Here is a 23,227-nt window from a genome sequence, read left to right on the forward strand (position 1 = left end):
GGGGTCGTTGTGCATGTGCCAGGGCTGACACGCAGGCGGCCGCCTGGCACGCAGCACGCCAGCGGCGCCATGCAGGGACATTTCCACGGCACATGACCCCGCTAGCCTGCAGTCACTACAACAAGAAACCTGCTCTCTCTCTCCCTGCCGCCGATCTTCGGCGGCTTTTTTTTGGAGCGTGCACGCATGCGGTCGCGTCATTCCAGCGTGTAGCCCACCCGCAAACCGCCCCAGTGCTTGCGGCCCACAAAGATCGGGGCCGACAGGTCGAACATGATCTGGCCGGTGTCGCGGCGGTAGACCTGCAGGCGATACGGGTCGGTGTGCGCGCCCACGCTGCGGCCGACGCGGTCGGTGAACTTGCGCTTGGTGCGGTTGCCGAGCAGATCGCGCTTGGGATCGCCGGTCAGCGGCTGGGTGAAGCGCAGGTTGTGCGTGGGCACGTAGCCGTCGGGATTGGCGCAGATGGCGAACACGATCCACGGATGTGCATCCAGCAGTGGCTCCTGCAGGGCGGGTAACACCTCGTCGCAAAGTACATCGAAGTCGGTGCTGAACTTGGCCGGCTCCACGCCGGCAATCGGTGTGTAGGTGCGGGCGAACAGCGCCGCTTCGTCGATCTGGCCGCGTGCGATGGCCTGCGCCAGGGCAGTGCCGATGCGAGCGGCGGTCGCCACGGCGAGTTCCTTGACGCGCGCGTGCCGGGGCACTGTCAGCGGGTCGGCCGGCAGACGGAACAGGCCCACGCAGTCGCGCAGCGTTTCGGTGCCGCGCTCCAGCGCCTCGCTGCGTTCGGCCACATGCGCGGCGTGCTGCAGGTTGCTGCGCCCCAGCGCCACCACGCCATCGACGGCGCTTTCGATGCCGCGAATCTCGCCGTCCTGCGCCTGGATCCGCCCGGCCACCGTGGTCATCGCGCTGCTGGCCTGGCCGAGCACACGGGTGATGCCGTCGAGTACCGCTTCGGTGCCGCGCGCGGAGGCTGCGCCCTCGCCCACCGCGGCGCTGGTTTCGGCCAGGATCGCGCGCACGTCGCGCGCTGCCGCTGCCGCGCGTTCGGCCAGACGGCGGATCTCGGTGGCGACCACCGCGAACCCGCGCCCGGCATCGCCGGCATGCGCAGCTTCGATGCTGGCGTTGATCGACAGGATATTGGTCTGGAACGCCACCGAGTCGATGACTTCGATGACCTCGCCGGCACGCGCGGCGCGCCGTTCCACTTCGTGCATGGCCTGGCCCAGCGCATGGGCGGCGGCGACGCCCTGACGTGCGCTGTCATCGGCACTGGCGGCCAGCGCGATCACCTGTGCCAGATCGGCATTGACGTCGTGCAGGCTCGAAGCAAGCCGCTCCACCGCCGTGCGGGCGCCATCCAGTGCTTCGGTCTGCGCCTGCGACTGGCGCACCATCTCGTCGTTCTCGGCCACCAGCGGCGGTACTTCGGCGGCGATCTGCACCGACAGCGCCACTGCCTGGCGGATCGCCTCGGCCAGGTTGCCGAAGCCGGCCTGCAGCCGGCGCCCCATGTCGGTCTCCGCCAGACCGGGCGGCAGCAGCAGTTCCAGCTCGCAGCCGGCCAGCGCCTGGGCGGTGCGCTCCAGCACGGTGCGGTCTTCGTGCTCGGCCTGCAGGCGCGCCACCAACGGCTGCAGCAGCGGCGAGATCGGCACCGGCCGGCTGTCTTCGGCCAGGCGGGTGGCTTCGCGCAGCAGGATCGCGGTTTCCACATGCGGCAGCGACAGCATCCAGCCGCCGTGCTCGCGGTCGCGCACATAGCGCACGCGCCGGGCCGGGTCGTCGCCGGGGGCCGCCCAGACGCCGTCTTCGCCGACCAGATCGGCTGCGCTCAATCCCCACAACACCGACGCCGGCGCGCCCTGCAGCTCACCGGCGGTCTTGCCCAGGACGTCCAGGCCGGCGCGATTGCAGGCAACCACACACGCCTCGGCCGATAGCCGCAACAACGCGACCGGTGCATCGGGGAGCAGGGCCGCATGCGTTTGCGACGGCGGATCGGGCTGTTGCATCGAGCTCATGGGCATTCCTAATCCATCATGATCATTAGCGGCGCGCTGCGGCTGCAATTGAGCGGCGCCACGCACCGCAGGCGCTTGCTCAGTAGCCGGCGGCCTGCCCGTCCTTGCGGCTTTCCGAAGCGCCGTAGTACACGCCGCTGGCCGGGTCGCGCGCGATCGCCTGGTACCCGCCATACGGGCCATCGGCAAAGATCACCCGGTGGCCTTTGCGCATCAGTGCGCGGATGGTGTCGTAGGAGAAGCCGGTTTCCAGGTTGACCTCGCCGCCATCGCTCATCGCGGTGGCCTGGCCGGTCGGCTCGGTGGAGCCTTCATGCTGGATGCGCGGCGCGTCGCCGGCTTCCTGCAGATTCATATGGAAGTCCACCAGGTTCATCACGATCTGCACGTGCCCCTGCGGCTGCATCGCCCCGCCCATCACCCCGAAGCTCAGCCACGGCTTGCCGCCCTTGGTGACGAAGGCGGGAATGATGGTCTGGAACGGCCGCTTGCCCGGCGCGTAGCCGTTGGGGTGATCCTTTTTCAGCACGAACATCTCGCCGCGGTCCTGCAGGATGAAGCCCAGCCCGGGCGGGGCCATGCCGCTGCCCATGCCGCGGTAATTGGACTGGATCAACGACACCATCATGCCGTCGGCATCGGCGACGGTCATGTAGATGGTGTCGCCTTCTTCCAGCTGCTTTGGCGTGCCCGGCTGTACTTCCTTGAGCGCCTTGTCCATGGAGATCAGCGCGCGACGCTGCGCGGCGTAGTCCTTGGAAATCAGCCTGGCCAGCGGCGCCGGCTGGAAGGCGGGGTCGGCATAGAAGCGCGCGCGGTCGGCGAAGGCCAGCTTCTTGGCTTCGGTGAACAGGTGCACATGCTCGGCCGAGCCGTACGGAATCTTGGCGAAATCGTAGCCCTCCAGGATATTGAGCATCTGCAGCGCGGCGATGCCCTGGCTGTTGGGCGGCAACTCCCAGACGTCATAACCACGGTAGTTGGTGGACACCGGCTCCACCCACTCGCCGGTGTGGCTGGCCAGATCCTCGTAACTCAGGTAGCCGCCATTGGCCTTGAAATAGGCGCCGATGGTGCGGGCGATGTCGCCCTTGTAGAACGCATCGCGGCCGCCGTCGGCAATCTGCTGCAAGGTGTTGGCCAGGTTCGGGTTCTTCCACAGCTCGCCCTTGCGCGGGGCATGGCCGTCGATGGTGAACTGCTCCTTGAAGCCGGGGTACTGCGACAGCCGCGGCACCGAGCGGTCCCAGTAATAGGCGATGGTCTCTGCCACCGGATGGCCCTCACGGGCGTAGCGGATCGCCGGGGCCAGGTTCTGCGCCATCGGCTTGCGCCCGAAGCGCTCGTGCAGCGCGAACCAGCCATCCACCGCGCCCGGCACCGAGACCGGCAACGGGCCGGTCGGCGGTATGTCCTTCAGCCCACGGCGCTGGAACTCGGCCAGGGTCAGCGATCTGGGCGAGCGGCCCGAGCCGTTGTAGCCGTAGAGCTTGCTGGTCTTGGGGTCCCAGACGATCGCAAACAGATCCCCGCCGACGCCGTTGCCGGTGGGCTCCATCAGGCCCAGCGCGGCATTGGCAGCAATCGCCGCGTCCACCGCCGAGCCGCCCTCCTTCATCACATCCAGCGCGATCTGGGTGGCCAACGGCTGCGAGGTCGCCGCCATCGCATGCGGGGCGATGACTTCCGAGCGAGTGGCGAACGGCTGCCCGGTGATCCGGTCGGCAGCACTGAGGGGTGGCGCGAGCAGCGCCAGGGCAGACATCAACAACACAGGTACGCGACGCATGACAGAAGATCCCCGGACACCACATGTGAGTGGCCAACCATACCAGCGGGTCGGGCCGCCTCGCTCGGTGAGCACTGTCTGCCAGCACAAATGCCGCGCATTTAGTGACTCGCATCGCCCGTTACCGGCCTGCAGCGATGCGGTTTCAATAGCAACCATGCTGCTGCCACGCGGTTTCGCGCGACACAGCGCCGATTGATGCGGCCGTTTCATGCGCAAGGGTTGACACCCCACCTGCAGCGATGGTTATCTCAGTCACATGTCGCACCGCCGTACCACCTCGAACGCCCCAGTGTCCGCGCCCATCGGCGCGTCGGCAGCGTCGCTTCTCGTGCTCGTACTTATTACCTCGCCAACCGGTGCGGGACGGGACTTCGTGTAGGCAACAGACACACAAGGCTTCGATCAGACCCCGCACCGGCAACGGCGCGGGGTTTCGCGTTTCAGGGACCACCAAAAGTTTCGAATGACATGAACGACATCACCGACATGGCCACCAGCTGCCCTACCCGCGCCGGCCACCGCGCTGGTGCAGTGCCTGCATGGCCGGTGCCGTCGTCCATCCCCGCTTTGCTCGGCCGGCCAGCCCCTGACGCTGCCTGCTGATCCTTTTCCCACTGCCAACCCCGCAAGGACTACTCCATGAGCAACGACACCCAACCGAAAATCGCGATCATCGGCTACGGCAGCCAGGGCCGCGCGCATGCGCTGAATCTGCGTGATTCCGGCTTCGACGTCACCGTCGGCCTGCGTGCCGGTGGCCCGACCGAATCGAAGGCCCAGGCCGATGGCTTCACCGTGGTAGCGCCGGCCGAGGCGGTCAAGAGTGCCGACCTGGTCGCGATCCTGACCCCGGACATGGTGCAGAAGAAGCTCTACGAAGAAGTCATCGCCCCGAACATGAAGCAAGGCGCCTGCCTGCTGTTCGCGCATGGCCTGAACGTGCATTTCGACATGATCACCCCGCGCGCCGATCTGGACGTGGTGCTGGTCGCACCGAAGGGTCCGGGCGCGCTGGTGCGTCGCGAATATGAGATCGGCCGCGGCGTGCCGTGCATCTATGCGGTCTACCAGGACACCAGCGGCAAGGCCGAGCAGTTCGCGCTGACCTATGCCGGCGGCCTGGGCGGCGCGCGCGCCAACATCATCAAGACCACCTTCAAGGAAGAAACCGAAACCGATCTGTTCGGCGAGCAGGCCGTGCTGTGCGGCGGCGCCTCGTCGCTGGTGCAGGCCGGGTTCGAAGTGCTGGTGGAAGCCGGCTACCAGCCGGAGATCGCGTACTACGAAGTGCTGCACGAACTGAAGTTGATCGTGGACCTGTTTTACGAAGGCGGCATCACCCGCATGCTGGAATTCGTGTCCGAAACCGCGCAATACGGCGATTATGTCAGCGGCCCGCGCGTGATCGACGCCAGCACCAAGGCGCGCATGAAGGACGTGCTGACCGATATCCAGAACGGCACCTTCACCAAGAACTGGGTGGCCGAGTACGAAGCCGGCCTGCCGAACTACAACAAGTTCAAGCAGGCCGATCTGGAGCACCCGATCGAGGAAGTGGGCAAGAAGCTGCGCGCCAAGATGGTGTGGCTCAACGGACAGCAGCAAGCCGCCGCCGCACCTGCGAATCAACAAGCGGCGTAATGCCGCCGCACCCCCACCGCTAACACCGAAGGTCCGCAACGCATGAACACCTCCGCACACAGCACGCCCCGCAACGGCGCGCGCTGGCTGACGCAGGCCCTGGAAGCCGAAGGCGTGGAAACGCTGTTCGGTTATCCGGGCGGCACCATCATGCCGTTCTACGACGCCCTGGTGGATTCCAGGCTCAAGCACATTCTGGTCCGTCACGAACAGGGCGCCGCCCTCGCCGCCAACGGCTACGCCCGTGCCAGCGGCCGGGTCGGCGTGTGCGTGGCCACCTCCGGCCCGGGCGCGTCCAATCTGGTCACCGGCATCGCCGATGCGATGCTCGATTCGGTCCCGATGGTGTGCCTGACCGGCCAGGTCGCCACGCCCCTGCTGGGCACCGATGCGTTCCAGGAACTGGACGTGTTCGGCATGACCATGCCGATCGTCAAGCACAGCTTTCTGGTGCGGCGTGTGGAGGATCTTCCGGAGATGGTGCGTGAAGCGTTCCGCATCGCACGCGAGGGACGCCCCGGACCGGTGCTGATCGACCTGCCCAAGGATGTGCAGATCGCCGACGCCTCGCATCTGCCCGATCATGTGCCGGCGGCGGTGTTGCCGCCTCCGGCCCCGGAAGATGCGAAATTGGCCGAAGCGCTGGCGGCCATCGCCAGCGCCGAACGCCCGGTGGTGTACGGCGGTGGCGGCATTGCCCTGGCCGGTGCGGTGGAGGCGTTTCGGCGCTTTGTCGAAGCCACCGGCATTCCCACCGCGCTGACCTTGCGCGGGCTGGGCGCGCTGCCGCATGCGCATCCGGATTATCTGGGCATGCTGGGCATGCACGGCACCCGTGCGGCCAATATGGCGATCCAGGAATGCGATCTGTTGGTGGTGGTCGGTGCGCGCTTTGACGACCGTGCCACCGGCAAGTTGAGCGAATTCGCACCATTCGCGCGCGTCATCCATCTGGATGCCGATGCGTATGAAATCTCCAAGCTGCGTACGGCCGACATCGCCGTGCCCGGCGATGTGGCGGTCAGTCTGAAGGCATTGAGCGCAGCACGTGGCAATTGCCAGGCATGGCGTACACGCTGCTTTGCCAACCGCGAAAAATTCGGCGCGCGTTACGACGCGCCCGGCACCGATATCTACGCGCCGGCGCTGCTCAAGCGCCTGAGCGAAGTGGCCCCGGCCGACACCATCATCGCTTGCGACGTGGGTCAGCATCAGATGTGGGTGGCCCAGCATTGCCGCTTCAACGATCCGCGCAATCACCTCACCAGCGGGGCGCTCGGCACGATGGGCTTCGGCCTGCCGGCGGCGATGGGCGCGCAGTTCGCCTGCCCCGACCGCACCGTGGTGCTGGTCTCCGGCGACGGCAGTTTCATGATGAACGTGCAGGAGCTGGTGACGATCGCGCGCTGCAAGCTGCCGGTCAAAATCGTGCTACTGGACAACAGCTCGCTGGGCATGGTGCGGCAGTGGCAGGAACTGTTCTTTGCCGAGCGTTACAGCGAAATCGATCTGTCCGACAACCCGGATTTTGCCGCCCTGGCGCAGGTCTTCGGCATCCCGGCCAAGCGCATCATCGCGCGCGGCGATGTCGATGCCGCGCTGGCCGAACTGCTGGCGCAACCCGGCCCCGGCCTGCTGCATGTGGCTATCGACGCGCGTGCCAACGTGTGGCCGCTGGTGCCGCCCAACAACGCCAACAGCACCATGCTGGACAGCAATCCCGCACACGCGGCCAAGGAGACATCGCATGCGTTACCGGCTTGATCTGGTGCTGAAGCCGGCCGAAGGCGCATTGGTGCGCGTGCTCGGCATGACCGAGCGACGCGGCTTCCGCCCCTGCGCCATCCAGGGCGCCAGCGCCCCGGACGATGCCGGCCGCTGGCATCTGCAACTGGACGTGGATAGCGCCCGCCCGCCGGAGACGCTGCGCCTGCAGTTGGAGAAGGTGTACGACTGCGAGTCGGTGGTGATCACCGCGCTGGACTCGGTCGAGGTCGCGGCGTGAACGCCCGGACCTCGCGCGAGCATGAAACCGCTGTCCGGAGGTGTCTTCTCCCGGATCGGCCGTGCGCGTGCCGCAATGCCTGATTCCGGCCGCCCCTCCCCGCAGGAGCCAGACGTAGGCGACGTGGCGGTCAGCGTGGCCGACGTCCTGGCCGCGCAGGCCCGCCTGCGCAAGTATCTGTCGCCCACGCCACTGCATTACGCCGAGCGCTTCGGTGTGTGGTTGAAGCTGGAAAATCTGCAGCGCACCGGCTCGTACAAGGTGCGCGGTGCATTGAACGCCTTGCTGGCGGGGCTGGAACGCGGCGACGAGCGCCCGGTGATCTGCGCCTCGGCCGGCAATCATGCGCAAGGTGTGGCGTGGTCGGCGTACCGGCTGGGCGTGCAGGCCATCACGGTGATGCCCTACGGCGCGCCGCAGACCAAGATCGCCGGCGTCGCGCACTGGGGCGCCACCGTCCGCCAGCATGGCAACAGCTACGACGAGGCGTTTGCGTTCGCGCGCGAGCTGGCCGACCAGAACGGCTACCGTTTTCTGTCCGCCTTTGACGACCCGGATGTGATCGCCGGGCAAGGCACGGTCGGCATCGAACTGGCCGCGCATGCGCCAGACGTGGTGATCGTGCCGATCGGCGGCGGCGGGCTGGCCTCCGGGGTGGCGCTGGCGCTGAAATCGCAAGGCGTGCGCATCGTCGGCGCGCAGGTGGAAGGCGTCGATTCAATGGCGCGCGCCGTGCGCGGCGATCTGCGCGAAATCACTCCCGTCGCTACGCTGGCAGACGGCGTGAAGGTCAAGATTCCCGGCTTTCTGACCCGCCGCCTGTGCTCGAGCCTGCTCGACGATGTGGTGATCGTGCGCGAGGCCGAATTACGCGAAACGCTGGTGCGCCTGGCCCTGGAAGAACACGTCATCGCCGAGGGCGCTGGCGCGCTGGCCTTGGCCGCCGGCCGCCGCGTTTCGGGGAAACGCAAGTGTGCGGTGGTCTCTGGCGGTAATATCGACGCAACTGTTCTGGCCACACTCTTGTCCGAGGTACGGCCGCGGCCGCCACGCAAGCCGCGTCGTCGCAACACCGAGCGACTTCGCAACGAACGCAGCGCCAAGTCACTTCCCGAAACACCCGTTATTTCCCGCCCATCCGCAGTCGCTCCAACGCCTGTCACCGCCATCGCCGTAGAGGAGTCTTCCTGGTGAACACGATCGTATCCAACCAGACCCCGCGTATCCGAATTTTCGACACCACCCTGCGCGACGGCGAGCAATCCCCCGGCTGCAGCATGACGCCCCAGCAAAAGCTGGTGATGGCGCGCGCGCTGGACGAACTCGGCGTGGACATCATCGAAACCGGTTTCCCGGCCAGTTCGCATTCGGACCGCGAGGCCGTCGCGATGATCGGCCGCGAGCTGCGTCGCCCCACGCTGGCGGTGCTGTCGCGCTGCCTGCAGGCTGATATCGAAACCTCTGCACGTGCACTGGAGGCGGCCGCCAATCCGCGCCTGCATGTCTTCCTGTCCACCAGCCCGCTGCACCGCGAGCACAAGCTGCGCATGAGCCGCGAGCAGGTGCTGGAGTCGGTGCACAAGCATGTGACGCTGGCGCGCGGCTATATCGACGACATCGAGTTCTCCGCCGAAGACGCCACCCGCACCGAAGAGGATTTCCTGGCCGAGGTGGCGCGCGTGGCGATCGCTGCCGGTGCCACCACGATCAATCTGCCGGACACGGTAGGCTTTACCACGCCGGAGGAGATCCGCGGCATGTTCTCGCGCCTGATCGCCAGCGTGGAAGGTGCCGATACCGTGATCTTCAGCGCGCACTGCCACAACGATCTGGGCCTGGCGGTGGCCAACTCGCTGGCGGCGATCGAAGGCGGCGCACGGCAGGTCGAGTGCACCATCAACGGCATCGGCGAGCGTGCCGGCAACTGCGCGTTGGAGGAAATCACCATGGCACTGAAGGTGCGCGGTGCGTTCTACAACATCGATACCGACATCAACACCCCACGCATCGTCTCCACCTCGCAGTTGCTGCAGCGCCTGGTCGGCATGCCGGTGCAGCGCAACAAGGCGGTAGTCGGCGGCAATGCGTTCGCACATGAGTCGGGCATCCACCAGCACGGCATGCTGCGCCATCGCGGCACCTACGAAATCATGCGTCCGGAAGACGTGGGCTGGGAGTCCTCGCAGATGGTGCTGGGCCGCCACAGCGGCCGCGCGGCGGTGGAACAGCGCTTGCGTGCCTTGGGGTACCTGCTGGAGGAAGAGGAGGTCAAGCTGGTCTTCGAGCAGTTCAAGGCGTTGTGCGAAAAGCAGCGTGTGGTCACCGACGCTGACCTGCAGGCCTTGATGCAGGACGCCACCGTGCAGGAAGGCTATCGCCTGGCGTCGATGACCATCAGCGATGTCGGCAGCCGTGCCAATGCACTGGTGGAATTGTCCGACCCGGAAGGCAATCGCGTGGCCGAAACCGCACAGGGCAATGGCCCGGTAGACGCGCTCTTCGGCGCGCTGGCCTCGGCCACCGGTGTGAAGCTGGAGCTGGACAGCTACCAGGTACATAGCGTGGGCATCGGCGCAGATGCGCGCGGCGAAGCCAGCCTGAGCGTGCGCCACGACGGTGTGGAATACGAGGGCACCGGTACCAGCAAGGACATCATCGAAGCCAGCGCGCTGGCATGGCTGGATGTGGCCAACCGCCTGCTGCGTCAGCGCGAGCGCGGCGTGGTCGCCGGCAAGACGGCTGCGGTGGCGTAACACCGCTCATTCGCTGGACGATGCAAACCTGACGGCCGGCAGTGTTATCTGCTGGCCGTTTTGGTTTTGGTGTCCCAACCTTCTTGCAAGGCGGTCGATTTTCTGCGGGCGCCTGTGCGCCTACCGGCACTGGATGCGGCGCGGCGCCACCGATCTTGCGGGCGGCATCTGCGGGTTCTGTACGAATGCGGCGGGTTGCTGCAGGCGCTTGCACGCGTACCGACACAGAACAGCCTCGCACACGAGGTCTGCCGGCTTTGTGCGAATGCCCCGGTTTGCTGCGGGCGCTTGCACGCGTACCGGTGTGGGACACGCCGCAAGTACGTCCGTGTAGGCTCTGGCACGGCATCCATGCCGCTCAAGGTCCCACGCCGGCACCCGCGCAAGCACCACCAATTGCCATCGGTTGCGGAAAGAAATACAGAGGGCGTGCTGGGCTGGAGGTCCTTTGGAGCGTCCATCCTGGCGACGTGAGCAGATAGATGGCTTGCCGATTACATCGGCTAGGAAGTCTGCAGGCATCAACACGTGCTGAAGCATTGCTTGCCGATCAGCAATAGCAATGGTGGAAGCGTGGTGTCGCTTCCGGGGGCGGGACCGTGTGGCGGCATGGATGCCGCCACCGAGCCTCCAGGGACGGATTCACGGCGTGTCCCGACACCGGATGCGGCGCCGCGCCGCCGACCAGCTCCGCACACCGATCAATCTTGCGCACGACATCTGGCGTTCCACGCGAATGCTTCGGTCTGCTGCGGGCGCTTGCACGCGTGCCGGCGTGGGACACGCCGCAAGTACGTCCATGTAGGCTCTGGCGCGGCATCCATGCCGCTCAAGGTCCCACACCGGCACCCGCGCAAGCACCACCGATTGCTATCGGTTGCGGAAAGAAATGCAGAGGGCATGCTGGGCTGGAGGTCTTTCGTAGCGTCCATCCTGGCGACGTGAGCAAATAGATGGCTTGCCGATTACATCGGCTAGGAAGTCCGCAGGCATCAATACGTGCTTGAAGCATTACTTGCCGATCAGCGATAGCAATGTTGGAAGCGTGTGTCGCGTCCGGGGGCGGGACCGTGTGGCGGCATGGATGCCGCCACCGAGCCTCCAGGGACGGATGTACGGCCTGTCCCGACACCGGATGCGGCGCCGCGTCACCGACCGACCTGCATGCCGACCAGTCCTGCGCACGCCATCCGCAGGTTCATTCAGATGCTTCGGTTGAATGATGTGGTCACTGATGAGGCAGCCGCCAAACGAAAGTGGCTATCGTCAGAAGAACGATAGCCACCAGTACAGCCACGACGCCTCGGGGAAGCGAGCACTGTTACAGCGCGGCCACCACTGCATCACCCATTGCCACCGTGCCAACCTTGGTCGTGCCTTCCGACCAGATGTCGGCGGTGCGCAAGCCCTGGTCGAGCACCTTGCCGACCGCTTGCTCGATTGCATCTGCTGCAGCAGATTGCGCAAACGTATAGCGCAACATCATTGCCACCGACAGGATGGTGGCCAGCGGATTGGCGATGCCCTTGCCTGCGATGTCCGGCGCCGAGCCATGACACGGCTCGTACATGCCCTTGCTGTTGGCATCCAGCGAGGCCGAAGGCAGCATGCCGATCGAGCCGGTGAGCATCGACGCCTGGTCCGACAGGATGTCGCCGAACATGTTGTCGGTCACGATCACGTCGAACTGCTTGGGCGCACGCACCAACTGCATCGCCGCGTTGTCCACGTACATGTGCGACAGCGCGATGTCCGGATAGTCCTTGGCCACTTCTTCGACGACGGCACGCCAGAGCTGGCTCGATGCCAACACATTGGCCTTGTCCACCGAACACAGCTTCTTGCCGCGCAAGCGTGCCATCTCGAAACCGGCCTTGGCGATGCGGCGGATCTCGCTTTCGCTGTATGGCAGCGTGTCGTAAGCCTGACGCTCGCCGTTTTCCAGCGTGCGCGTGCCCCGCGGCTGACCGAAATAAATACCGCCGGTGAGCTCGCGCAGGATCAGCAGATCCAGCCCGGACACCACCTCCGGCTTGAGCGTGGAGGCATGCGCCAGTTGTGGATACAGCAGTGCCGGACGCAGATTGGCGAACAACCCCAGCTGCGAGCGGATCTTGAGCAGGCCCCGTTCCGGGCGCAGCGATGGGTCGATGGTGTCCCATTGCGGCCCACCGACGGCGCCCAGCAGCACCGCGTCGGCAGCGCGTGCGCGCTCCAGCGTTTCATCGGCCAGCGGGCTGCCGTACTTGTCGTAGGCCGCGCCACCGAGTTCGTCGTACACCAGGGTGAAACCCAGGCCATGCTGCGCATCGATGCGCGTCAGCACCTTGACCGCTTCGGCCATGATCTCCGGGCCAATGCCGTCGCCAGGAAGAATCAGAATCTGCTTGCTCATGCAACCCTCATAAGTTGGCGCCGTAGCGCCCTGAAAATCAACGTGCCGCCCATACCACCAGCACATCCGTGCTGAAGGAACCATCGGCCGCAATCTGAAAGTATTCGCGCACTTCGTCTACCGCCGCGCCCTGCAATGCGCGAATGGCAGCGCGCAGCACTTCCGGCGTGCGCATGCGGTCCACCCAGCTCAGATAGTCCAGCTGCAGCCGTTGGCAATGATGCCGCTGCACCTGCAAGCCGGCATCGCCCAGCGTCTGCAACCACTGCGCAACACTGTAGTCACGCACATGGCTGGTATCGCGCAGCAACTCGATCGCCTGCAGGTGCGTATCCAGCAGCGGCAGGCCTGGCGCCACCACGTCGACAAAGGCCGCAATTCCGCCCGGCCGCAGCACGCGCCGCACTTCGCGCAGTGCCTGTCCCAGGTCGCTCCAATGGTGCGCCGAGTAGCGGCTGACCACTGCATCCATGCTGCCGGTCTCGAACGGCAGGCGCTCGGCGGCACCTTGCATGGTGCGCACTTGGGTCAGCCCACGGTCTGCGGCGGTGGCCGCCACGACCTCGAGCATGTCGGCAGACAGATCGTAGGCCACCACCTCGGCCATCAGCGGCGTCAGCTGGAAACTCACATGCCCGGCACCGCAGCCCAGGTCGAGCAATCGCCCGTTGCAATGACCCTGCAGACCAGCACGGAGCTCGGCGAACTCGGCGCCTTGCGCATGCACGTCGCTGTGCAAATAAGCCTGCGCCTGCGGGCCGAACTGCGCAGCGACATGCTCGCTCAGCGCACCGGCGTCAGCGTTGGCAACCACGCTCACTGCAGCGCGCCGAACAGCCACGGTTGGCGCGCGCGATGGCCCTGCTCGAAGCGACCGATCGCATCGGCGTCCTGCAGGGTCAGGCCGATGTCGTCCAGGCCATTGAGCAGGCAGTGCTTGCGGAATGCATCGATGTCGAAGCCGTATTCCACGCCATCGGGGCGCCGCACGCGCTGTGCGGCCAGATCCACGGTGAGTTGGTAGCCCTCGGTGGCCAGGCACTGCTCGAACAAGGCGTCCACTTCCGCTTCTGCCAGCACGATCGGCAGCAGGCCGTTCTTGAAGCTGTTGTTGAAGAAAATGTCGGCAAAGCTGGGCGCGATCACGGTGCGGAAGCCGTATTCGTCCAGCGCCCACGGCGCGTGCTCGCGCGAGGAACCGCAGCCGAAGTTCTCGCGTGCCAGCAACACGCTGGCACCCTGATAGCGCGGAAAGTTGAGCACGAACTCCGGATTGAGCGGGCGCCGGCTGTTGTCGCGGCCGGGCTCGCCGATGTCCAGATACCGCCATTCGTCGAACAGGTTCGGCCCGAAGCCGGTGCGCTTGATCGACTTGAGGAATTGCTTGGGAATGATCTGATCGGTATCGACATTGGCGCGATCCAGCGGCGCCACCAGTCCGGTGTGTTGGGTGAAAGGGGTCATTGAGAGAGGCCGGGAATTGGGAATGGAGAATGGAGAATTGGCAGAGCGGAGACGGGACGGACGTTGCGATTCTCTATTCCCGATTCTCGATTCCCTGCAACGCACGCACATCAACAAAATGCCCGCTGACCGCCGCCGCTGCGGCCATTGCCGGGCTGACCAGATGGGTGCGGCCACCGGCGCCCTGGCGGCCTTCGAAATTGCGGTTGGAGGTGGAGGCGCAGTGTTCGCCGCTGCCCAGCTTGTCCGGGTTCATCGCCAGACACATCGAGCAACCCGGCTCGCGCCATTCGAAACCGGCGTCCAGAAATACCTTGTCCAGGCCTTCGGCCTCGGCCTGCGCCTTGACCAGACCCGAGCCCGGCACTACCAGCGCCTGCTTGATGGTGGAGGCGACCTTGCGGCCCTTCGCAACCGCAGCGGCCGCACGCAGGTCCTCGATGCGCGAGTTGGTGCACGAGCCGATGAACACGCGGTCCAGGCGGATCTCGGTGATCGGCTGGTTTGCGCGCAAGCCCATGTACTTCAGCGCGCGCTCGATCGAGTCGCGCCGGGTCGGATCCTGTTCGGTTGCCGGGTCGGGCACCTGCTGATCCACCGCCAGCACCATCTCCGGCGAAGTGCCCCAGCTGACCTGCGGCTTGATGTCTTCGGCGCGCAGCTCCACCACCGTGTCGAAGTGCGCGTCGGCATCGGAGACCAGCGTGTGCCACAGCGCGACCGCCGCCTCCCAGTCGGCGCCCTTGGGCGCAAACGGGCGACCTTGCACGTAGGCAATCGTCTTTTCGTCCACCGCCACCATGCCCACGCGCGCACCGGCTTCGATGGACATGTTGCAAATGGTCATGCGGCCTTCCATCGACAGGTCGCGGATCGCGCTGCCGGCAAATTCCAGTGCATGGCCGTTGCCGCCGGCAGTGCCGATCCTGCCGATCACCGCCAGCACGATGTCCTTGGCGGTCACGCCGAACGGCAGCGTGCCTTCCACGCGCACCTGCATGTTCTTCATCTTCTTGGCGATCAGGCATTGCGTGGCCAGCACATGCTCGACCTCGGAGGTACCGATGCCGTGCGCCAGCGCGCCGAACGCGCCATGCGTGGAGGTGTGCGAATCGCCGCAGACCACGGTCATGCCCGGCAGGGTGGCGCCCTGCTCCGGGCCGACCACATGCACGATGCCCTGGCGCGCATCGTTCATCTTGAACTCAAGGATGCCGAAGTCGTCGCAGTTCTCATCCAGCGTCTGCACCTGCAGCCGCGAGACTTCGTCGGAGATCGACTCCAGCCCGCCCTGGCGCTCGGCACGCGTGGTCGGCACGTTGTGGTCGGGCGTGGCGATGTTGGCATCGATGCGCCACGGCTTGCGCCCGGCCAGGCGCAGGCCTTCGAACGCTTGCGGCGAGGTCACTTCGTGCAGGATGTGGCGGTCGATGTAGATCAGCGATGAACCATCGTCGCGGCGCGTGACCTCGTGCAGGTCCCACAGCTTGTCGTACAGCGTCTTGGCAGTCATTGCGGCGATCCGGTTGGCGGATGGTGGGAGCACCCACCTGGCTGCGTTCGATGCTAGGAGCTTGCCTTGGATAACGCAAATTCATATTGTTTATTCAACAAATGAAATTTGGGAATGGCAATGGACCTGGCAAGCCTCAGCGCCTTCGTGGCGATCGCCGAGAGCGGCAGCTTTTCGGCAGCCGGCGAGGCCTTGCACCTCACGCAGCCGGCGGTGAGCAAGCGGATCGCCTTGCTGGAAGCGCAACTGTCGGCACGGCTGTTCGACCGTCTTGGCCGCCAGGTAGTGCTGACCGAGGCCGGCCAGGCCTTGCTGCCGCGCGCGCAACGCATCCTGGCCGAGCTGCAGGACACCCGCCGCGTGCTGGAGCATCTTGGCGCGGCGGTCGGCGGGCGCCTGAGCCTGGCAACCAGCCATCATGTCGGCCTGCACCGCCTGCCCGCCCTGCTGCGCGGCTTCGCTGCGCAACACCCGCAGGCCGCGCTGGACATCCAGTTTCTGGATTCGGAGCTGGCCTATGCCGCGGTGCTGCGCGGCGAGGTGGAGCTGGCGGTCACCACGCTGGCACCGGATACGCGTGCGCCGCTGCGCGCGCAACCGATCTGGCATGACCGCCTGCAGTTCGTGGTGGCGCCGGATCACCCGCTGGCCGCATTGCGCGCGGTGTCGCTGGAAGATGTGGTGGCGCATCCGGCGGTGCTGCCGGACCCGGGCACGTTCACCCATCGCATCGTCGCCGCCCTGTTCGCCGAACGCGCCCTGGTGCCGAGCCTGCGCATGACCACCAACTATCTGGAGACGATCAAGATGCTGGTGTCGGTGGGCCTTGCGTGGAGCGTGTTGCCGGAGCGCATGATCGATCATCAGATCGTGGCGCTGCCGCTGCCCGACGTGGCGCTGTCGCGCGAGCTGGGCTGCGTGACCCATGGCGGGCGCACCCTGTCGCGCGCCGCGCAGGCGTTTGTTGCGTTGTTGCATGCACAGGCGGATCAGCTGCAGACGTGAGCGCGGCAGCAGCGCGGCGCCCCTGATCGGCAAGCAATGCTTTCAAGCACGTGTGGTTGCCTGCCTATTTCATGGCCAACGTAATCGGTAAGCCATCTATCTGCTTTTACGGCGCCAGGATGGACGCTACGAAGGACCTGCAGCCCAGCATGCCCTCTGCATTTCTTTCAGCAACCTATAGCAACTGGTGGTGCTTGCGCGCGTGCCGGTGTGGGACCTTGAGCGGCATGGATGCCGCGCCAGAGCCTACACGGACGTACTTGCGGCGTGTCCCACACCGGCACGCGTGCAGGCGCCCGCAGCAGGCCGGAGCATTCGCGAGGAACTTCAGATGTCGTGCAAAAGATAGATCTGTGTGCGGAGTCGGTAGGCTCCACGCAGCCGGCAACGCAGCAGCCTTATTGATCCACCAACCGATCGCGCCCCAGCCGCTTGGCCTGGTACAGACGGCGGTCTGCCAGTGCCAGCAATTCGCGCCGACTCGGTGCCTCATCGCTCATCGCCATGCCCATGCTGGCGGTGCAGCGCACCGTCGTGCCCTGCGTCTGGACAGCGATCGCGGCGAGCCGCTGGCGCATGCGCTCGAACAACGCGCGCGCCTGTGCCGCGTCCACACCCACTGCCGCGAGCAGAAACTCTTCGCCACCGTGGCGCGCGGCAAAGCACTGCGCCCGATCCTGTTCGCTGAGTGCTTCGCCGATCGCGGACAGCACCGCATCGCCGACCTCGTGACCGTATTCGTCGTTGATGTGCTTGAAGTGGTCGATATCCATCAGCACCAACGCCAACGGGGCGCCACCGGCGTGCGCATCGTCGAACCATTGCTGCAGGACCCGCTCGGCCTCGCGCCGATTCGGCAAGGCAGTCAGCACGTCGTGGCTGGCGCGGTATTCGAGCTGGCGCATCAGCGCTTCGCGCTCCTGGCTGGCCTGCTGCAGCGCGAGGTTCTTGTCGCTCAGCTCGCGGGTGCGTGCGTCGATCACCGTATTGAGCTGGCGCTGCCGGCGGCGATAACTGGCGGTACGCCACAGATAAAACCCGTAGATCAGGCTGCCCAGCCCGAGGATGCCCAGGGCGATCACTTCGCCACGCCACCACCACGGCGGCGCCAGCGCGATCACCAGGCTGGATTCGCCCAACAGCGCGGTCTGCCGCCAGTCCACCGGCAGCGACATCGCCTGGACACGGAAGCGGAAACGGCCCGGCGGCAGATTGGTGTAGACCGCCTCGCTGGTGCTGTCGGCGTCCACCCAGTCCGGGTCGAAGCCTTCCAGCCGGTAGCGGTAGCGCACCTTGTCCGGGCCACGGAAATTCAACCCGGCATAGCCGATGGCGATGCGCCGGGTCTCCGCACCGAAGCGATGCAGGCCAGTGAGCGGCTGCACCATGCCGTCGACCAGCAGGCGCTCGAACACGATCGGCATGCGATGGCCTTGCAAGGTGCCCACGCGCGCCGGATCGATCACGCCCAGGCCTGCAGCGGTGGGGAATAGCAGCTGCCCGGACTGCGTCATCCAACCGGCCGGCGCGCTGCTGCCGTTGCCCTGATTACCGGGCATGCCGTCGCTGCGATCCACCACCTCCACGCTCAACTGCTCGCGCGTGCCGGCATCGAGCTGGTCGAAGTCGCTGCGCGCGATGCGGAACACGCCATGGTTGCTCGACAACCAGAAATAACCGCGGCCGTCATCGATCACCCGGAACACCTTGTCGCGCGGCAGCCCGACCCGGTGGTCGTAGACGCGAAAGGTCTCACCACTCAGGCGCAGCAGGCCGCGATCGCTGGCGATCCACAGGTCGCCCTTGGCATCGCGCAGGAAGTCGAAGGCGTTCTGCCCTGGAAAATCCTGCTCGCCCAGCCATGCCCGCGTGCTGCCGTTTGCCGACAGCGCGGTCATGCCGCGATCGGTGCCGATCCACACGGTGCCCAGCGTGTCGCGATACAGCACCTGCACCGAGCCATCGGGCACGCCGTCGGCGGCGGTGTAGCGGCGTGCCTTGCCATCGCGCCAGCGCACCAGCCCGGCCGTGGTGCCGATCCATAGCGTCTGGCCATCCGGCAACACCGCGCGCACCGACAGCGACGGCAGGCCGTCGGCCGCACCGATGCGCGCCAGCACGCGACCTTGCGCATCCAGCCGCACCACGCCCTGGCTGTAGGTGCCGGCCCAGACGCCGCCATCGCCGGCGTCGGCCAGGGCCAGCACCGACTGCTCCAGCACGCGTCCGCCCTGGTTCGGCACCACCGACACGCGGCTGATCCGATTGTTGCTCCAGCGGTCCAGGCCCACCGCGCTGCCCACCCACACGGTGCCGTCGCCGGTCTGCAGCACCGTGCGCACATAGTCCGAGGCCAGCCCGTCTTCGTGGGTGATGCCGTGCGCGGCGCCTTCGGCAATGCGGAACAGGCCGTGCGTGCTGCCGACCCAGATCAGGCCCTCGGCGTCTTCCAGCAGCGCCGGGCTGGCCACTCCGGAAATGGCGATCTGTTCGTCCGGCGCATCCGCGCCGCTGTGGACCACCAGCGTGCCCGACGGCAAGCTCATCCACAGATGCCCGCGCCGATCCAGCAGCAATGCATCCACCCGCTGGCCCTGGCGGAACCGCTGCAGGCCGCCGCCGCGGCTCCACCACCACACGCCGTCGTCGCCAGCAACCAGCAAGCCGCCCTGACGATCGCCGGCCAGCCGCCGCACCGGTGCGGCGCGCATCCCATGCGTCTTGCCCCAGGCCTCGGCTGCGCTGCCATCGTGGGGCAGACGATAGAGTCCGACTTCAGTACCCACCCACAAAGCGCCGTCGCCCTCAGACGCCAGCGCGGTGATGCGCGCGCGCGGCAGGCCGGCCTGGCGACCGACGTCCACCACCCGCCCGTCCGGCTCGATGCGGTACAGCGTCTGCGGCGTGCCGACCCACAGCGCGCCATCGGCGCGTCGCAGCAGTGCACTGACCGCCAGGTGCCGCGCCGAAGCGTCGCCCAGTTGCTGCCAGTGGCCGTCCTGGTAGTGATAGACCCCGTCGAATGCAGTGCCGAACAACATCCCGCCGGTGCTGTCGCGTACCACCACGAACACGCCTCCCAGCTCGACGCCCGGTGTGTTCTGGCGGTCATACACGGTGAAGTCGCGGCCGTTGAAGCGCGCCACGCCTTCCCAGGTGCCCAGCCAGATCAGGCCATCGGCGCCCTGCGCCACCGCATGCACCAGGTTGTGTGGCAGGCCGTCGTCCATGCTCCAGCGCGTGACGGTGTGATACGCGGTATGGGTCGGCGGCTGGGCGCCGGCCGGCCACACGCCGAGCAGGATGCAAGCCAGCAATGCCCATTGCCACAGCGGCCCGGCCCGCCGCACGCATGTGCTGCGGACGCAGCCTGTATGCGCATGCGCCCCGACCCTGTCCACGCTCTCCCATCCCCTCGTCGTGCCGGCAAAAGAGGCTGCCGACATGCGCCGACAGACCGTTAGTCAATCTATCACCAGGGGTTTTTCAGCGCGCTAGGTGGATTCCCCACAAGGATGGGATGCACCATGACACCGGGAGGCATTCAGTTGAAACAATTACCGGCCATAACCAAGCTGGTGCGCGGCTAACGCGGTGGCGCGACCCTTCCTGAGCGCTTCAAAGGGTTCTGTGGGCGGCGAGTATAAATATAGAACCCGATGGTCTAGTATTGACACCATGTCCAGCTCGCCCCCCCTCAAGTCCAAGGCCAAGAGCAACGGCCCCGGACGGCCCAAGGATCTTGGGAAACGCGCCGCCATCCTTGGCGCTGCCCGCACCATGTTCATGGAGCAGGGGTATGCCGGTGTCAGCATGGATGGCATCGCCGCGCAGGCGGGCGTGTCCAAGCTCACCGTCTACAGCCATTTTGGCGACAAGGAAAGCCTGTTTTCCGAGGCGATCCGTGCGCAATGCCAGCACATGATGCCGGACGACCTGTTCGACCACGCCCCCGAGGGCGCGCTGCGCGATCAGCTGATCGAAATCGCCGACGCCTTCTTCGCCATGGTCAGCACCGACTCGGCCATTGCCACCCACCGCATGATGATGGCGCCCGGCACCGGCGACGTACATGTGCGCGAGATGTTCTGGGACGCCGGCCCCAAGCGAACCCAGCAGGCGCTGGCGGATTTCCTGTCCGCACGCGTGGCCGATGGCCAGCTGAAGATCGACGATGTGGCGCGTGCGGCCTCGCAGTTCTTCTGCCTGCTCAAGGGTGAGCTGTATGCGCTGATGATGTGCGGCCTGCATGGCCAGCCCACCCGCGCGCAGGTGGACGAGCACCTGCAGGCCAGCGTGGATTTCTTTTTGAGGGCGTATGCGCCGCGCTGACCGTCCCCGGCCTTTGGTGGCGATGACTTCCGGCACTGCGCCGTTTGGCGGCGCGCAGCGATGCTAGATGCGCCAGTTGCCCCGTGCACCGGTAAAATGCCTGCCCCACCGCGTTGGATAACCGCACCATGACGATCGATTTCTCCCAGGCCCGCGAAAAGATGGTCGAACAGCAGATCCGGCCGTGGGACGTGCTGGACCTGCGCGTGCTCGAGGTGCTGGCGCGCCTGCCGCGCGAAGCCTTCGTGCCCGAGGCCTACAAGACCCTGGCCTATGTCGACGTGGAAATCCCGCTGTCGGCCGGCCACAAGATGATGAAGCCGGTGGTGGAAGGCCGCATGTTGCAGGCGCTGGATCTGCAGCCGGGCGAAGACGTGCTGGAAATCGGCACCGGCAGCGGGTTTTCCACCGCCTGCCTGGCCGCGCTGGCCCGCGAAGTGCTGAGCCTGGAGATCGACCCGGCACTGGCCGCCGCTGCACGCGCCAATCTGGACAGCAGCGGTCTGGGCAGCAACGTGCGGATCGAGACCGCCGACGTGTTCGGCTGGCAGAGCGAGCGCCGCTTCGACGCCATCTGTGTGACCGGCGCGGTTGAGTCGCTGCCGACGCAATGGCTGCAGTGGCTGCGCCCGAACGGCCGGCTGTTCGTGGTGCGCGGTCACGATCCGGTGATGGAAGCGGTCCTGGTCCGTGGCGACGTCAACGCGCCGCGCATCGAATCGTTGTTCGAAACCGACCTCGCCTATCTCCAGGGCGCCGCACCGACGCCCCGATTCCAATTCTGATTCCCAAGGAAGCTTCCCCGATGATCCGCCGATCCCTCGTCCTGGCGCTGGCCGCCGCCCTGTCTCCGATGGCTGCGAACGCCACCGATCTGCTGCAGGTCTACGAAATGGCCCGCAACGGCGATCCGCAGCTGGCAGTGGCCGAGTCCACCCGCCTGGTCAACCGGGAAGGTCAGGTGCAGGCGCGTGCGGCGTTGTTGCCGCAGCTGGATGGCACCGCCGGGTACACCCAGTCGCACCGCGAGCTGGAAGGCGTGGATGGCCGTTCGACCACCAAGCAGCGTCAGTACGCGATCCAGGGCAACCAGACCATCTTCAACTGGGCGCAGTTCGCCAATCTGCGTGCACAGCGCGAAGTGGCCAAGGCGGCGGACTTCACGCTGGAATCGGCCAACAACGATCTGATCACCCGCACCTCGGCGGCGTATTTCCAGGTACTGGTAGGCATCGAATCGCTGGCGGCGGCAGAGACCAACGAAGCGGCGGCCAAGAAGCAGTTCGACTACGCCGACAAGCGTCTGGAAGTGGGCCTGGCACCGATCACCGACGTGCACGAAGCCCGTGCTCAGTATGACCAGGCGCGCGCCGACACCATCAATGCCCGCAATACGCTCAAGGATTACTACCAGGCACTGACCGAGCTTACCGGCCAACCCGTCGTCGGCTTGCGCGCGTTGCCGGAAGAATTCCGCCCGGAAGTACCTGCCGCCTACAGCAATGTTGACCAGTTGGTCTCCACTGCCATCGCCGATAACCCGGCGTTGAAGGCGCAGCAGTTGCAGGTCAGCGCTGCCGAGGCGCAGGTCAATGCCGCGCGTGCGGGCCACTACCCCACATTGAACCTTGGCGCCAACATCGGCCGCACCAACAGCTGGGGAGGCGCAGGCACCGTCGACCAGGCGGCCGGCAACTTCACCACCAGCGGCCGCGACATCGATACCGATTCGATCGGCATCACGCTGTCGATTCCGATCTTCGCCGGCGGCGCAACGCAGTCCGCAGTACGTCAGGCACTCTCGCAGCGCGATATCCAGCAGGACACCTACGAGCAGCAGAAGCGCGCGCTGGATCGCAACACGCGCAATGCCTACCAGACCGTGGTCGCCGGCATCAGCGAAGTGGAAGCACGCCGTTTGGCCGTGGTCTCCGCACAGGCCGCATACGATGCCTCGCAGGTGGGTCTGGAAGTCGGTACGCGCACCGTGCTGGACGTGGTGCAGAACCAGCGCACCTTGTTCCAGGCGCAGTTGAACTACGCGCAGTCGCGCTACAACTTCCTGCAGAACCGTCTGCTGCTGGGCCAGGCGATCGGCAAGCTCGACATCACCGACCTGCAGGACGTGAACCGTCTGCTGTCGCAGGATGCCGAGTCCAAGCTGCAGGGCAGTGGCTCGCTGCAGTAATGCGGGCGGATAGGTAACTAAAAAAGGCGGGCGCAGGCCCGCCTTTTTTATGTCCGATGCACGCGCGTACCTGGCTGCGTGCGATGACTGCGATGACTGCGGC

General features: G+C 66.1%; 16 protein-coding genes. 9 read left to right on the plus strand and 7 right to left on the minus strand.

Annotated features, from left to right (window positions below):
* Window positions 1–197: 197 nt before the first annotated feature.
* Both ABQY64_RS16610 and ggt read right to left on the minus strand, forming a co-directional pair.
* On the minus strand, window positions 198–2,036 hold the full coding sequence (locus ABQY64_RS16610; RefSeq protein WP_349779464.1) for a methyl-accepting chemotaxis protein: 1,839 nt from the start codon (window positions 2,034–2,036) through the stop codon (window positions 198–200).
* A gap of 79 nt (window positions 2,037–2,115) precedes the next feature.
* Window positions 2,116–3,825 (minus strand): gamma-glutamyltransferase, encoded by a 1,710-nt coding sequence (ggt, locus tag ABQY64_RS16615; RefSeq protein WP_349779463.1) that lies wholly within the window; start codon window positions 3,823–3,825, stop codon window positions 2,116–2,118.
* Window positions 3,826–4,467: 642 nt separating this feature from the next.
* Between ggt and ilvC the strand changes: the two genes are divergently transcribed.
* The 5 genes from ilvC to ABQY64_RS16640 all read left to right on the plus strand — a co-directional run bounded on the left by ilvC (window position 4,468) and on the right by ABQY64_RS16640 (window position 10,227).
* Entirely contained in the window at window positions 4,468–5,469 is a 1,002-nt protein-coding gene (ilvC, locus tag ABQY64_RS16620) for a ketol-acid reductoisomerase (RefSeq protein ID WP_039519112.1), read from the plus strand.
* 42 nt (window positions 5,470–5,511) lie between these two features.
* On the plus strand, window positions 5,512–7,233 hold the full coding sequence (ilvG, locus tag ABQY64_RS16625; protein ID WP_016902671.1) for an acetolactate synthase 2 catalytic subunit: 1,722 nt from the start codon (window positions 5,512–5,514) through the stop codon (window positions 7,231–7,233).
* Window positions 7,217–7,474, plus strand: a complete 258-nt coding sequence (locus tag ABQY64_RS16630) for an ACT domain-containing protein (protein ID WP_039515571.1) — start codon at window positions 7,217–7,219, stop codon at window positions 7,472–7,474. The genes ilvG and ABQY64_RS16630 overlap by 17 nt, the downstream gene beginning before the upstream one ends.
* Before the next feature lie 123 nt (window positions 7,475–7,597).
* Entirely contained in the window at window positions 7,598–8,668 is a 1,071-nt protein-coding gene (locus tag ABQY64_RS16635; RefSeq protein WP_253657821.1) for a threonine dehydratase, read from the plus strand.
* Window positions 8,665–10,227 (plus strand): 2-isopropylmalate synthase, encoded by a 1,563-nt coding sequence (locus ABQY64_RS16640; RefSeq protein ID WP_065048240.1) that lies wholly within the window; start codon window positions 8,665–8,667, stop codon window positions 10,225–10,227. Before ABQY64_RS16635 ends, ABQY64_RS16640 begins: the two co-directional genes overlap by 4 nt.
* Before the next feature lie 1,321 nt (window positions 10,228–11,548).
* On the opposite strand, the gene leuB is transcribed toward ABQY64_RS16640, so the two are convergent.
* The 4 genes from leuB to leuC form a co-directional block, all read right to left on the minus strand.
* Window positions 11,549–12,622 (minus strand): 3-isopropylmalate dehydrogenase, encoded by a 1,074-nt coding sequence (leuB, locus tag ABQY64_RS16645; RefSeq protein ID WP_349779462.1) that lies wholly within the window; start codon window positions 12,620–12,622, stop codon window positions 11,549–11,551.
* Window positions 12,623–12,659: 37 nt separating this feature from the next.
* Window positions 12,660–13,409 carry a class I SAM-dependent methyltransferase gene (locus ABQY64_RS16650; protein WP_349779542.1) on the minus strand — a complete coding sequence of 250 codons (750 nt, stop codon included), beginning with the start codon at window positions 13,407–13,409 and terminating at the stop codon, window positions 12,660–12,662.
* 29 nt (window positions 13,410–13,438) lie between these two features.
* Window positions 13,439–14,086 (minus strand): 3-isopropylmalate dehydratase small subunit, encoded by a 648-nt coding sequence (leuD, locus tag ABQY64_RS16655; RefSeq protein ID WP_054591288.1) that lies wholly within the window; start codon window positions 14,084–14,086, stop codon window positions 13,439–13,441.
* 73 nt (window positions 14,087–14,159) lie between these two features.
* A complete protein-coding gene (gene leuC, locus ABQY64_RS16660; protein WP_349779461.1) occupies window positions 14,160–15,599 on the minus strand; it encodes a 3-isopropylmalate dehydratase large subunit in 1,440 nt (479 codons plus the stop codon).
* Between the two features lie 120 nt (window positions 15,600–15,719).
* Between leuC and ABQY64_RS16665 the strand changes: the two genes are divergently transcribed.
* Complete coding sequence (locus ABQY64_RS16665) at window positions 15,720–16,604, plus strand: LysR family transcriptional regulator (RefSeq protein WP_349779460.1); 885 nt, start codon at window positions 15,720–15,722, stop codon at window positions 16,602–16,604.
* A 398-nt stretch (window positions 16,605–17,002) separates the two neighbouring features.
* Here ABQY64_RS16665 and ABQY64_RS16670 read toward each other — a convergent pair whose 3' ends face one another.
* Window positions 17,003–20,050: a diguanylate cyclase gene (locus tag ABQY64_RS16670; protein WP_374151309.1), complete on the minus strand. Its 3,048-nt coding sequence runs from the start codon at window positions 20,048–20,050 to the stop codon at window positions 17,003–17,005.
* A 232-nt stretch (window positions 20,051–20,282) separates the two neighbouring features.
* Here ABQY64_RS16670 and ABQY64_RS16675 point away from each other — a divergent pair, with 232 nt between their 5' ends.
* From ABQY64_RS16675 to ABQY64_RS16685, 3 genes are all read left to right on the plus strand, one after another.
* Window positions 20,283–20,936: a TetR/AcrR family transcriptional regulator gene (locus ABQY64_RS16675; protein WP_065032828.1), complete on the plus strand. Its 654-nt coding sequence runs from the start codon at window positions 20,283–20,285 to the stop codon at window positions 20,934–20,936.
* A 128-nt stretch (window positions 20,937–21,064) separates the two neighbouring features.
* Entirely contained in the window at window positions 21,065–21,721 is a 657-nt protein-coding gene (locus ABQY64_RS16680; protein ID WP_024938983.1) for a protein-L-isoaspartate O-methyltransferase, read from the plus strand.
* Between the two features lie 20 nt (window positions 21,722–21,741).
* On the plus strand, window positions 21,742–23,124 hold the full coding sequence (locus ABQY64_RS16685) for a TolC family outer membrane protein (protein WP_104560007.1): 1,383 nt from the start codon (window positions 21,742–21,744) through the stop codon (window positions 23,122–23,124).
* Window positions 23,125–23,227 lie beyond the last annotated feature (103 nt).

Source organism: Xanthomonas sp. WHRI 7065, assembly GCF_040203115.2.
In the GTDB taxonomy this organism is placed as follows: Bacteria; Pseudomonadota; Gammaproteobacteria; order Xanthomonadales; family Xanthomonadaceae; genus Xanthomonas; species Xanthomonas arboricola.

Excerpts from the sequence above, each read along its gene's own strand:
- leuC (WP_349779461.1), bottom strand. The coding sequence starts at position 15,599 with ATGACTGCCAAGACGCTGTACGACAAGCTGTGGGACCTGCACGAGGTC.
- leuD (WP_054591288.1), bottom strand. The coding sequence starts at position 14,086 with ATGACCCCTTTCACCCAACACACCGGACTGGTGGCGCCGCTGGATCGC.
- ABQY64_RS16685 (WP_104560007.1), top strand. The coding sequence starts at position 21,742 with ATGATCCGCCGATCCCTCGTCCTGGCGCTGGCCGCCGCCCTGTCTCCG.
- ABQY64_RS16680 (WP_024938983.1), top strand. The coding sequence starts at position 21,065 with ATGACGATCGATTTCTCCCAGGCCCGCGAAAAGATGGTCGAACAGCAG.
- ABQY64_RS16630 (WP_039515571.1), top strand. The coding sequence starts at position 7,217 with ATGCGTTACCGGCTTGATCTGGTGCTGAAGCCGGCCGAAGGCGCATTG.
- ABQY64_RS16670 (WP_374151309.1), bottom strand. The coding sequence starts at position 20,050 with ATGTCGGCAGCCTCTTTTGCCGGCACGACGAGGGGATGGGAGAGCGTG.
- ggt (WP_349779463.1), bottom strand. The coding sequence starts at position 3,825 with ATGCGTCGCGTACCTGTGTTGTTGATGTCTGCCCTGGCGCTGCTCGCG.
- leuB (WP_349779462.1), bottom strand. The coding sequence starts at position 12,622 with ATGAGCAAGCAGATTCTGATTCTTCCTGGCGACGGCATTGGCCCGGAG.
- ilvG (WP_016902671.1), top strand. The coding sequence starts at position 5,512 with ATGAACACCTCCGCACACAGCACGCCCCGCAACGGCGCGCGCTGGCTG.
- ABQY64_RS16610 (WP_349779464.1), bottom strand. The coding sequence starts at position 2,036 with ATGAGCTCGATGCAACAGCCCGATCCGCCGTCGCAAACGCATGCGGCC.
- ilvC (WP_039519112.1), top strand. The coding sequence starts at position 4,468 with ATGAGCAACGACACCCAACCGAAAATCGCGATCATCGGCTACGGCAGC.
- ABQY64_RS16675 (WP_065032828.1), top strand. The coding sequence starts at position 20,283 with ATGTCCAGCTCGCCCCCCCTCAAGTCCAAGGCCAAGAGCAACGGCCCC.
- ABQY64_RS16665 (WP_349779460.1), top strand. The coding sequence starts at position 15,720 with ATGGACCTGGCAAGCCTCAGCGCCTTCGTGGCGATCGCCGAGAGCGGC.